The organism is Acinetobacter sp. A2, assembly GCF_012371325.1.
In the GTDB taxonomy this organism is placed as follows: Bacteria; Pseudomonadota; Gammaproteobacteria; order Pseudomonadales; family Moraxellaceae; genus Acinetobacter.
This window is the reverse complement of the sequence record NZ_JAAZQX010000014.1, coordinates 41,204-53,232: the sequence shown is the minus strand read 5'-3', so window position 1 is coordinate 53,232 and position 12,029 is coordinate 41,204. Positions and strand designations below refer to the sequence as shown.

Annotated in this window: 8 protein-coding genes; all 8 read right to left on the bottom strand. The window is 43.8% G+C overall.

Annotation, left to right across the window (positions count from 1 at the left end; all coding sequences use genetic code 11):
• Positions 1-335 precede the first annotated feature (335 nt).
• Positions 336-896 carry a TPM domain-containing protein gene (locus HHA43_RS07080; protein ID WP_168542220.1) on the bottom strand — a complete coding sequence of 187 codons (561 nt, stop codon included), beginning with the start codon at positions 894-896 and terminating at the stop codon, positions 336-338.
• The gene (locus HHA43_RS07075; protein WP_168542218.1) at positions 890-2,005 is read right to left on the bottom strand and encodes a TPM domain-containing protein; all 1,116 of its coding nucleotides are present in this window, start codon (positions 2,003-2,005) and stop codon (positions 890-892) included. The genes HHA43_RS07080 and HHA43_RS07075 overlap by 7 nt, the downstream gene beginning before the upstream one ends.
• Before the next feature lie 19 nt (positions 2,006-2,024).
• Complete coding sequence (locus HHA43_RS07070; protein ID WP_168542216.1) at positions 2,025-2,615, bottom strand: LemA family protein; 591 nt, start codon at positions 2,613-2,615, stop codon at positions 2,025-2,027.
• 291 nt (positions 2,616-2,906) lie between these two features.
• A complete protein-coding gene (locus HHA43_RS07065) occupies positions 2,907-4,328 on the bottom strand; it encodes an FAD-dependent oxidoreductase (RefSeq protein WP_168542214.1) in 1,422 nt (473 codons plus the stop codon).
• Between the two features lie 91 nt (positions 4,329-4,419).
• A complete protein-coding gene (gene gltB / locus HHA43_RS07060; protein ID WP_171525715.1) occupies positions 4,420-8,895 on the bottom strand; it encodes a glutamate synthase large subunit in 4,476 nt (1,491 codons plus the stop codon).
• 591 nt (positions 8,896-9,486) lie between these two features.
• A complete protein-coding gene (locus tag HHA43_RS07055) occupies positions 9,487-10,341 on the bottom strand; it encodes a hypothetical protein (RefSeq protein WP_168542210.1) in 855 nt (284 codons plus the stop codon).
• A 10-nt stretch (positions 10,342-10,351) separates the two neighbouring features.
• Complete coding sequence (aroB, locus tag HHA43_RS07050) at positions 10,352-11,431, bottom strand: 3-dehydroquinate synthase (RefSeq protein WP_168542208.1); 1,080 nt, start codon at positions 11,429-11,431, stop codon at positions 10,352-10,354.
• Positions 11,432-11,450: 19 nt separating this feature from the next.
• Complete coding sequence (gene aroK, locus HHA43_RS07045; RefSeq protein WP_096901281.1) at positions 11,451-11,993, bottom strand: shikimate kinase AroK; 543 nt, start codon at positions 11,991-11,993, stop codon at positions 11,451-11,453.
• Positions 11,994-12,029 lie beyond the last annotated feature (36 nt).

The window sequence follows — 12,029 nt, the reverse complement described above, 5'->3', positions numbered from 1 at the left end:
TTGTAAATTTAACAAATTTTGTCAATTTTAGAGCTATGAGTCACGTTTTATAATTTTAAAATAAACCTATCACACATCTATTTGTATTTTTGATCTAAATTTCAGCAAATTTAGCTTGTGTGCGGTGATTATCTTTTGTGCTGATGTGGTTTCCCTTTTTGAAAAAGTAAGTCAAATGTAGTGAAAACCACCCATGTTTAAAAAATCTCTCCTAGCCTCTCTTTAGAAAAGAGAGGAACCCTCGTTGCATTCTCTTTCTTGCGCACAAACTTAAAGCCGTGCTTAAATTTGTGCTCAAGAAAAGGATTAAAAAAAGAGAAAAACACCAACAACCCTCATCCCAAAATAATCGGCGCATTGCTCAATTCATTTTGCTGATCGAGCAACTGGCGGTCATAAAATACATCCAAAATTTCACCAATTTCTTGCACACCTGTGATTACAGCTTGCCGATATTGTTGCTGTGCCAAACCCTGCACTATATGCGCACAGACTTCATCCCACACCTGTTGCATGGTCGCGCTTTTAATGCCACGGTCTATGACAATTTCCACTTTACGCTCACACAAATTCAGGTACAGCAAAATCCCGCTGTTCAGTTCAGTATCCCAAACACCCAATTCTGCAAATAATTGGCGCGCGCGGGTATGCGTATCTACCGCATACGCCAAACGCGAGGGTAAACAGCCTTCAATCACCACCTGAATTTCACCCACATGCCCATGCTCGGCGGCAGTCACTGCTTCTGCAATGGCATGTTGATCCTGCGCATTAAAAAAACGTTTGGTGGCAGGTAAATAAAAGAAATGCTTCAGCCAACGCTTTACACTCGGACGCGCTTCAATGTCAATTTTCGGTTGAGTAATAATTTCTGTTGTATCTGTTTTGGTTACCATGATCCTGATGCTCCTCCCCCACCAAAGCCACCACCGCCGCCGCTATAGCCACCGCCACCAAAACCGCCGCCGCCAAAACCACCACCACGTCCGCCTCCACGCCCTGCAGAGGACAAGAAAATTTGGAAAATAGTCTGTGCAATGGCAGTGATGAGTAAAAAGAAAATTCCCGCGCCAATCATTAAACTGGTGATTAAGCCTGCACCATTGACCAAACCTGCCACTGTACCTGCCACGGCAGCGGTTGAAGCACTTAAGCGTTTTCCAACAATCAGTGAGCCAATTACCCCTGCAATTAAAATAAATAAAGCAGTGCTCAAGGTTTTTTCACGTGCCTGTTGTTCTTGCAAAGCTTGTTCCTGACGCTGTTTCAGTTCTTGCGCCGCCTGTGCAGCAACTTCGGGGTCTAGGTTTAAAATTCGTTCAATTTCTGCCAAGCCTGCGTCAATGCCTTGTGCATATTGCGCTTGCTTAAAATATGGCGTAATGCGTTGGTTAATAATCCGACTGATCACAATATCGGGTAGCACACCCTCTAAACCATACCCCGTTAAAATTTGAATACGGCGGTCATTGACTGCAATTGCCATTAACACACCATTATCTTGCTTGGCAGAACCCAACTGCCATTGTTCTGCGACCCGCATAGCAAAATCAAAAATATCTTCCTGCCCTGTGGTCGGTACAATCACCACCCCAATTTGCGCTTTGGCGTGTTGATGTAAATTTAAAATCCGCTGGCTGATTTGCTGTTTTTCTGCAGCAGTGAGCAAATTGGCTTGATCTACTACGGGCTGATTCAATGTCGGCAAAGCACGGATAGATTCACCCTCTGCCATATCATTGGCAATTTGCGGTTGCTGAACAGGTGTTTCTACAGGTGCTTGCTGAGTGCTGGATGTAGACTGGCGTGAGTTTGCAAGATCTGGGATAGGGTTGGCATTTTGAGGATGCTGTTGCTGCACAATTTTACCCAGCACCACAGCTTCGGCGGTTTCATCAGTTGCAGTGGCAACTTCACTATATGCAAAGCAGCTGAAACACATAACTGCCATGAGCAGCAGCATCTGCGCTAGACTCATGTGGGTCTTGCTGTGCATTTGCAGCATCCAGACATTCTCCTATGCGTTATTCAAACGAAACTTTCGGTGCTGTTTGTGCGCTTTGTTCGGCACTGAAGTTTGGTTTGGTGTCCATACCAATCACTTTGGCGGTCATCACTTGCGGGAATTGACGTGCATAGCTGTTAAAATCTTGCACTGTGCTGATGTAACGGTTACGCGCCACGGCAATACGGTTTTCTGTGCCTTCTAGTTGTACTTGTAAATCACGGAATTGCTCATTGGCTTTTAAGTCTGGATAATTTTCAGACACCGCAATTAAACGTGATAAGGCACTGGTCATTTGCGCCTGTGCTTCCTGATATTTCTGGAATAACGCAGGGTCTTCTAATACCGACTTATCCACTTTTAAGCCTGCGACATTGGCACGTGCCTGAGTGACTTCAGTCAAGACTTGTTCTTCATGCTTGGCATAGCCTTTGACCACATTCACCAAGTTTGGCACTAAGTCAGCACGGCGTTGATATTGGTTTTGGACTTCTGACCAAGAGGCAGTCACGGCTTCATCTTTCACTTGTAAGGTGTTATAGCCACAGCCGCTTAAAGTCAAAGTACTGGTTAAAGCCACTGCGAGTATGGTTTTTTTTGTGAAATTCATACATTAACCTCTAAATTTTCTTTGTATTTGTTTGAAATGATTTCATTCTAACGTGAAATTCTGACCTGTTTGTGTATTTTGTTTAATCGAGCGAATCACCAAACTGTTTACATCAAAAAATAACCTTGTACAGCAGATTGAATTGATATTGAAGTTTCAGCTCTTAAACCTTATATGAATCAGAGATGGCAATGTATTCCACATGAAGATGAGCTGGATAAAATATCCAATAAAAAAGGACTGAATTCCTTAAAACTCAGCCCTTTCAAGATCCAAGCAAAAGAAACTCGTTTAGACCTCTAAATAATCTAAAATACCTTCTGCCGCCTGACGACCTTCCCAAATTGCAGTCACGACCAAATCAGAACCACGCACCATATCGCCTCCTGCAAAAATTTTCGGGTTAGATGTTTGGAACTTAAATGTTTGCTGTTCTGCTGCCACTACACGACCTGAACCGTCTACCCCAACATTGACAGAGGCAAACCAATCTGCAGGGCTAGCACGGAAACCAAAAGCAAGCAATACCGCATCGGCAGCTAAAATTTCTTCTGAACCTGGAACAGGCTCTGGGCTGCGACGACCACGACTGTCTGGCTCACCCAATTGCGTGGTCACAACTTTGACACCTGTGACTTTGCCATTTTCACCGACAATTTCAATGGGTTGACGGTTAAATAAGAAGTTCACCCCTTCTTCACGGGCATTGGTCACTTCACGGCGTGAACCTGGCATATTGGCTTCATCACGGCGATAAGCACAGGTCACTTCCTGCGCACCTTGACGAATTGATGTACGGTTACAGTCCATGGCAGTATCCCCACCACCCAGTACAATCACTTTTTTGCCTTCAACACTGATGTAATCTGCAGGGTCTTTTTCCCAGCCTTGGCAACGGTTGACATTGGCAATCAAGAAATCCAGCGCATCATAAACACCATCTAAATCTTCACCAGCAAATCCACCTTTCATATAGGTATAAGTGCCCATGCCCATAAATACGGCATCGTAATCTGAAAGCAATTGTTCAATCGTGATATCTGTACCAATTTCAGTATTTAAATGGAATTCAACCCCCATGCCAGAAAAAATTTCTCGGCGGCGTTTCATCACGTCTTTTTCCATTTTAAATTCTGGAATACCAAAGGTGAGCAAGCCACCAATTTCAGGGCGTTTGTCAAAGACGACAGGCTTTACCCCGTTACGCACCAAGATATCGGCACAGCCCAAACCTGCAGGGCCTGCACCAATAATCGCAACTTTTTTATCGGTCCATTTCACATGCGACATGTCTGGACGCCAGCCCAAGGCAAAAGCAGTATCGTTAATGTACTTTTCGGCATTGCCAATGGTCACTGCACCAAAACCATCATTTAAGGTACATGCGCCTTCACACAAACGATCTTGTGGACAAACCCGTCCACAAACTTCAGGCAAAGTATTGGTTTGATGACACAATTCTGCCGCCTGAAAAACACGACCTTCCGAAATTAGTTTAAGCCAGTTCGGAATGTAGTTATGCACAGGGCATTTCCATTCACAGTATGGGTTACCACAGCCCAAACAACGATGGGTCTGATTGGCTGCCACTTCTGCAGTAAACGGTTTATAAATTTCCACAAACTCATTTTTGCGGACATCGAGATCTTTTTTCTCTGGATCTTGGCGTGCTACATCCAGAAATTGAAAGTCATTATGTAGGCGTTCTGCCATGTCTTTCTCCGTAGGTGGATGTGGATAACGCGACATTTACGCTGGGTATAAGTCTAAAGTTATCCACATCTGCCGAATGCTGAGTCGTGGATTATTGTGGATCTGCTTGGGTGGTTTTCAACAAAGTCTGCAAGTTTGCAGCTTTTGGTTTCACCAGCCAGAATTTACGGCTATAGAAATCAAACTCATGGCGGATTTTGTATGCCCACGCACTGCCTGTTTCTTTAATATGTTCATCTAAAATACGGCACAAGAACTCTTTATGTTCTTCCATCGATTCAGTTGAGATACGGTTCAATTCAATGAGTTCATGGTTGTAATGGTCAACGAAGTCATTATCTAAATCGAGTACATAAGCAAAACCACCGGTCATACCTGCACCGAAGTTATGTCCCACTTTGCCAAGTACAGTCACAATACCGCCTGTCATGTATTCACAGCAATGGTCGCCTGCGCCTTCAATGACTGCAAACGCGCCCGAGTTGCGAACCGCAAAACGCTCACCTGCCGTACCTGCAGCAAATAATTTACCACCGGTTGCACCATAGAGACAGGTATTACCAATTATCGCTGTGTTTTGAGTTTGGAAAGGCGAACCTTTTGGTGGGAAGATGGAAATTCGTCCCCCCGCCATGCCTTTACCCACATAGTCATTGGCATCGCCTTCAAGTTTGATATGCAAACCACCTGCATTCCAAACACCTAAAGATTGTCCCGCAGTACCCGTAAGGTTCAATTTGACAGGATGGTGTTCCATGCTCAAGTTACCATAACGACGCGCAATTTCACCTGAAATACGCGCACCAATTGAACGGTCACAGTTGCTCACATTAAAGTAATAATCGCCCCCTGTACCTGCTTCAATTGCAGGCAACATTTCTGCAATCATTTTTTCAGCCAAAACGCCTTTGTCAAACGGTGCATTGCCTTCAACCTGACAATATTGTGCTTTGCCTTCTGCCGCAGGGTGCGATTCCAACAAGGCACTTAAATCCAAGTGCGCATGTTTTTCGGTTTCACCCGGTAAAATTTCTAGCAAGTCGGTACGACCAATCAAGTCTTTCAAGCTCGCAACACCCAGTGCAGCTAACCATTCACGGGTTTCTTCTGCAATGAAAGTGAAGAAGTTGATCAGCATTTGTGGTTCACCAATATAGTGTTCCTGACGCAAGTGATCTTGCTGCGTTGCTACACCAGTAGCACAGTTGTTTAAGTGGCAAATACGCAAATATTTACAGCCTAAAGCAATCATTGGTGTTGAACCAAAACCGAAGCTTTCTGCACCTAAAATTGCAGCTTTAACCACATCTAGGCCAGTTTTTAAACCGCCATCGGTTTGTACACGAACTTTGCCACGCAAATCATTCACACGTAGAGCCTGATGCGCCTCGCTTAAACCTAATTCCCATGGCGAACCTGCATGGTGAATAGATGACAACGGCGATGCTGCTGTACCACCATCATAACCTGAGATGGTAATGAAATCGGCATAGGCTTTAGCGACACCTGCGGCAATCGTACCTACACCCGGTTCAGATACCAGTTTTACTGACACCATGGCTTGTGGATTGACTTGTTTTAAATCAAAAATCAATTGTGACAAGTCTTCAATCGAATAAATATCGTGGTGTGGTGGTGGAGAAATTAAAGTCACACCCGGTACAGAGTAACGCAAACGTGCAATCAAGCCATTCACTTTACCGCCTGGTAACTGACCACCTTCACCCGGTTTTGCACCCTGCGCTACTTTAATCTGCAATACTTCTGCAGAGGTTAAGTAAGCAGGGGTTACCCCAAAACGCCCTGAAGCAATCTGTTTAATTTTCGAGTTACGAATTGTGCCGTAACGCGCTGGGTCTTCACCACCCTCACCTGAGTTTGAACGTCCACCAATGGTGTTCATGGCAATAGCAATAGCTTCATGCGCTTCTGGCGACAAAGCACCTAAAGACATCCCCGCAGAGTCAAAACGTGGCAGGATTTGCTCAACCGATTCAACTTGATCTAAGGCAATTGAATTGTCTGTTTTCAATTTAAATAGATCACGAATAGTCGCAATAGGGCGATTGTTCACGATTTCTGCATATTCTTTAAAATCTGCATAATTGCCTGAACGTACCGCTTTATGTAACGCATTGATCACATCTGGGTTAAAAGCATGGTATTCCTTGCCAAAGACAAATTTCAGCAAACCACCCTGATCAATTGGCTTACGTGATTTCCACGCAGTATCTGCCAGTTTTTTCTGATCATTTTCAAGGTCGGCAAAAGTAGCGCCCTGAATACGGCTCGGTACACCAATAAAGCAGGTATTCACCACTTCAGCAGACAAACCAACCGCTTCAAATAATTGTCCACCGCGGTAAGAAGCTACAGTTGAAATACCCATTTTTGATAAGACTTTGAGCAAGCCTTTTTCAATCCCTTTGCGGAAATTGCTTTGTGCATAGACTGGGTCGCCCAATAACTCACCTTTGGCAATCAAGTCATTGATCACATCATAAGCCAAATATGGATATACCGCTGTTGCACCAAAACCGAGCAATACTGCAAATTGATGTGGGTCACGAGCAAAGCCCGTTTCGACAATAATGTTGGCATCGGTACGTAAACCGACTTGAATTAAGTAGTGATGTACTGCACCTGTGGCCATGACGGCATTGGCAGGTAAATAGCCTTCACGGATTTTTTTATCGGTAAGCACCAATAAAGTTTTTCCATCACGCACTGCTTGCGCAGCTGCTTCACAAATACGCTGAATAGCAGCTTGCAAACCTTCACTTTCTGCATAGTTCAGATCGATGTCGGCAATTTCATAGCCTTTACGCCCTAAAGTGCGAATCTGATGCATTTTGGAATTGGTCAGTACAGGGCTTGAAATAATCAAGCGGTCTGCATGTTCTGGGCCTTGCTCAAATACGTTTTGTTCACGGCCTAAACAGGTTTCCAAAGACATCACGATAGATTCACGCAATGGGTCAATCGGTGGATTGGTTACCTGTGCGAACTGCTGACGGAAATAATCCGACACATGGCGTACCTGACGCGACAATACCGCCATTGGGGTGTCATCCCCCATTGAACCCACAGCTTCCTGACCACTTTCTGCAATTGGACGCAATAACTGGTCACGTTCTTCAAAGGTCACCATAAACATTTTTTGTGCAGCTTTTAAGGCATCGCCTTTTAAACCGTGATCACATAAATATTCTTCAAGCTCTGGGCTACCTTGTAAACGGATTGAATTTTCACGTAACCATTCACGATAAGGACGCATTCTTTTCAGATGGTTATTCACATCCTGCGTATCTAGCACTTTGCCAGTAAAGGTATCGACTACCAAAATTTGACCTGGACCAACACGTCCTTTAGAAATCACATCTTCAGGCTCATAACCCCACACCCCAATTTCAGAGGCCAAGGTGATGTAGCCGTTTTTGGTAATCACCCAACGTGCAGGACGTAAGCCATTACGGTCCAGCATACAGATTGCATGACGACCATCCTGAATGACTAAACCTGCAGGGCCATCCCACGCTTCCATGTGCTTAGAGTTGAACTCATAGAAAGCACGTAAATCGGCATCAATGGTTTCTACGTTCTGCCATGCAGGCGGAACCAGCATACGCAAGGCACGGAATAAATCCATTCCCCCACCCACCAGAATTTCCAGCATGTTGTCTAAGCTAGAAGAGTCAGAACCTGTACGGTTCACAATAGGTTTCAGCTCAGTTAAACCTGGTAAAAGTGGGTTTTCAAATTTTGGCGTACGTGCCATCGCCCAGTTACGGTTTGCGGTAATGGTGTTGATTTCACCATTGTGTGCCAAATAACGGAACGGTTGCGCCAATGGCCAACGTGGTAAGGTGTTGGTCGAAAAACGCTGGTGGAATACCACAATATGTGATGCCAAACGCTCATCGGCAAGGTCCGTATAGAAGTCTGCAATCGCAGCAGGCATCATCAAACCTTTATAACTGATCACAGTTGAACACAAGGTGGTCACGTAAAAATACGGATCAGCAGTTAATTGCTGCTCTGCACGACGACGTGCCAAGAATAACTTGCGGTTAAACTCAACTTCTGTCACGCCAATTGGGCAGTTGACAATAATTTGCTCAAAGGCAGGCAAAGATTGCATCGCAATTTCGCCCAATGCCTCATTATTGGTTGGCACCACACGCCAAGCCAAAACTTTACAGCCTTCAGCTTCAATTTCTTTAGTCAGAATATTTTTAGCGTGAGTCGCCAAGGCAGGGTCTAGGTTTAAAAACACTGTACCTACTGCAAAGATTTCGCTTAGGGTAATGTCACTTAAGCGTTTTGCCTCTTCACGGAAAAATTGCTTTGGCATTGCCAACAGCAAACCACAGCCATCCCCTGTTTTACCATCTGCGGCAATCCCGCCACGGTGGGTCATACAACTTAAACTATGAATAGCCGTTTTGACGAGATCATGGCTTGCATCACCCTGCATATGGGCAATTAAACCGAAACCACAGTTATCTTTAAACTCATCCGGTTGGTATAAACCTTGAGCGGGAGCTACAGTATTAGGCGATGGCATGTGCATAGCGTACCCTTCTTTTACTTGCCCAATTGGGCCAATTAAACAATCTAGTTTTGCGATTTAACTCAATTTACTTCTCTAAACATCAATCTTGTGTAAATGAAGTTTCACGCATTTGTTTAAGTCTGATTTGGCTTAAACCTCAAACGTGTCATTCATCATTTACACAACTTTTACACTTTAATGTAGCAGGCAAATTTGACAGTTTCGCACAATCATTGAATCTTTTTTGCGCCAAAATAGGGACAACAACTCAATTCACGCACCAATAAAAGCAAAAACAATGCCAACTTTAATTTTTAGTTATACACGCGCTAAACATCAGCATCATTCAAGAAAAATCGTCGTTAGTTCACATTTTTGCTATAAATTCGCACTATTTTTGTGCACTTCATTATTTTTATACACCATGCTGCGCCATTTTAGAACGTATTTTTAATTCAGGATGATCAATTTTTTAGATCAAATTGGTGCAATGGAGCCAAAATAGCTCAACTTGAAAATAAATAAAAAAGACGAGTAAAACTGAAGCTTAAGTAGTCGCTTAATTACTATATTGCAGCAAAAAGCTGAGAAGAATTTAAATTATTAATTAAAAGGGTCGTGGACTTCTTCAGATTCTGGTGCATCAGGCTGAACCTGAGCAGGGACAGTACCACTTTGAGATTGCTGCACATCCACTACATTACCTGCCTGATCACGGCGTGTAATTGTGGTACTGGTGGTGCTATTTTGCGGAGAAGTAGGCTGGGTACTTGGTGCTGTATTTGGTGTCGCTCGCGGACGTGTTAAGACACTTTCATCTATTTTTGGCACAGCAGCAGGCCGTAAATTTACCGCATGTAATTTGGTATTTAGCCCCATCTCATCTGCCCCTAAGTCATTCACATAAGGAATATAATCTTCCCATTGCACAACAACAGGCTGAATGGTTTCAGGAAACTGGAAAGGTAAATTCGCAAGGTCTTGAGTGGCTTCACGTTTATTTTTATAGTTGCCATACAGCATCACATATTGTTCTGCCTGCCCCTCGCCACTTAAACGAATATAAAATAATTTACTGCGTTCAGACTGTTTTTTGATAAAGCTTTTAATGACATTTTCGTCACTGACTCGAAACAGCTCAATGCTACTGTTATTCTTTTGTTCCTGAATGAATTTTGTGCCGCGAAATTCAGCTTCATGCACACCTGATGCTGTTAAGCGTGTAGTCAATTCCAATGGACGAACTTCTTCAAGCAACCCACCTAAGTAAGTTGTTGCTGCCACTTTTTCAGGCTGAATTTGTAATTCAATTTCAGACTCAGGCTGTTTTTCAATTTCAACCAGTTCTTCACGGTCAGTCACTGCCCAGAAAATAAGGGCTGCCAATAAACACAGCACTGCGCCCAGCAACCAAATCGACTGTTGAATTTTTTGCCAGTGTGTACGCAGTGCTGTCATAAGCTGCCTTTTATACTTGGTTAGCTAAAATTGCCTGTTTCATCAATTCTAGATCAAACTCTTTGGTGATGATGGCTTGACCCAATTGCTTCATCAAGACCAAACGTAATTGACCATTCAGCACTTTTTTATCGTGTGCCATATAAGCCAAAAACTGGTCCAGTGGAATCTGCGGACATACTATCGGTAAATTGGCTCGTGCAATGATATTTTTTGTACGCTGCACATCTGCTGCAGAAATCCAGCCCATTCGCTGTGATAAATCTGCTGCCATCACCATCCCAGTTGCCACAGCTTCACCATGCAACCATTCACCATAGCCTAAATATGACTCAATGGCATGCCCAAAGGTATGACCTAAATTCAGTAAAGCACGTTCGCCCTGTTCTTTTTCATCATTGGCGACAATTCGAGCCTTATGCGCACATGAGCGATAAACCGCTTCTGCCAACAACACAGGATCACGCGCCACCAGAGCCTCCATGTGCGTTTCCAACCATGTTAAAAACTCAAGATCACCCAACAGTGCATATTTGATGACCTCAGCCAAACCTGCAGACAGTTCACGCTCTGGCAAGGTATTCAGCTGAGACATATCTGCCAACACCACTTGTGGCTGCTGAAATGCACCAATCATATTTTTGCCTAGCGGGTGATTAATCCCTGTTTTACCACCGACACTAGAATCGACCTGCGATAATAAGGTGGTTGGTACTTGAATAAAATACACCCCACGCTGGAAACTTGCCGATGCAAAACCTGCCATATCACCAATCACACCACCGCCTAAAGCCAACACGGTGCAATCACGGTTAAAGCCTGCTTCCAACAGCGCATCAAAAATAAGGGTCAAATGCTGAATATCTTTGTATTTTTCCCCATCAGGCAAAATACATGTTGCCACTTTCTTTCCAAGTGCTTCAACGGCAGTCACATAATGACTCAAATACAAGGGTGCAACTGTGGTGTTGGTGACAATCATCACTTGCTGCCCCTTAATATAAGGAGCCAATAAGTCTTTGGGTTGAAGGTCACTACCTATGAAAATGGGATAACGGCGATCGCCGAGTTCAACATGTAAAGTTTGCATGAAAAGAGTCGCTTTCTACCTAAGATATTTGCTCTGAAACAATCGTATTTAAGATTTTTTGCGCCAAATCTCGCGCAGCACCCTGATTGGTTTCAATAATATAATGTGCTACCTCACGATACAACGGATCACGTATTGCAAGCAAATCACGTAGTCGCTGTTCGGGATTTTCGACTTGAAGTAAAGGACGGTTTTTGTCGCGATAGGTTCGCTGGAGTTGAATTTCGACAGGAGTATACAGATAAACAACAATACCGCGTTGTTTTAAAAATTCACGATTAGGGGCTTGAGTTACTGCACCACCACCTGTGGCCAGCACAAGTTTATGTCGCGTAGTCAACTCATCAATGACCGCTGTTTCACGACTACGAAACCCTGATTCCCCTTCTTTTTCAAAGATCCAGGGAATCGTTGCACCTGTTTTACGCTCAATTTCATGATCACTGTCTAGAAATTCACGCCCTAACAATTCTGCTAAATGTCGTCCTACAGTGGTTTTGCCTGCCCCCATCGGCCCTACCAAATAGATATTTGGTAGGGTTTCAAACTCTTTGCTTAGCAAGGAGTCACCTATAAATTTTGTTTAAATTGAAAATAT

Bases quoted from the DNA above. Each gene is read 5' to 3' on its own strand.
- HHA43_RS07080 (WP_168542220.1), bottom strand. From the start codon at position 896: ATGGTAACCAAAACAGATACAACAGAAATTATTACTCAACCGAAAATT.
- HHA43_RS07075 (WP_168542218.1), bottom strand. From the start codon at position 2,005: ATGCTGCAAATGCACAGCAAGACCCACATGAGTCTAGCGCAGATGCTG.
- HHA43_RS07070 (WP_168542216.1), bottom strand. From the start codon at position 2,615: ATGAATTTCACAAAAAAAACCATACTCGCAGTGGCTTTAACCAGTACT.
- HHA43_RS07065 (WP_168542214.1), bottom strand. From the start codon at position 4,328: ATGGCAGAACGCCTACATAATGACTTTCAATTTCTGGATGTAGCACGC.
- gltB (WP_171525715.1), bottom strand. From the start codon at position 8,895: ATGCCATCGCCTAATACTGTAGCTCCCGCTCAAGGTTTATACCAACCG.
- HHA43_RS07055 (WP_168542210.1), bottom strand. From the start codon at position 10,341: ATGACAGCACTGCGTACACACTGGCAAAAAATTCAACAGTCGATTTGG.
- aroB (WP_168542208.1), bottom strand. From the start codon at position 11,431: ATGCAAACTTTACATGTTGAACTCGGCGATCGCCGTTATCCCATTTTC.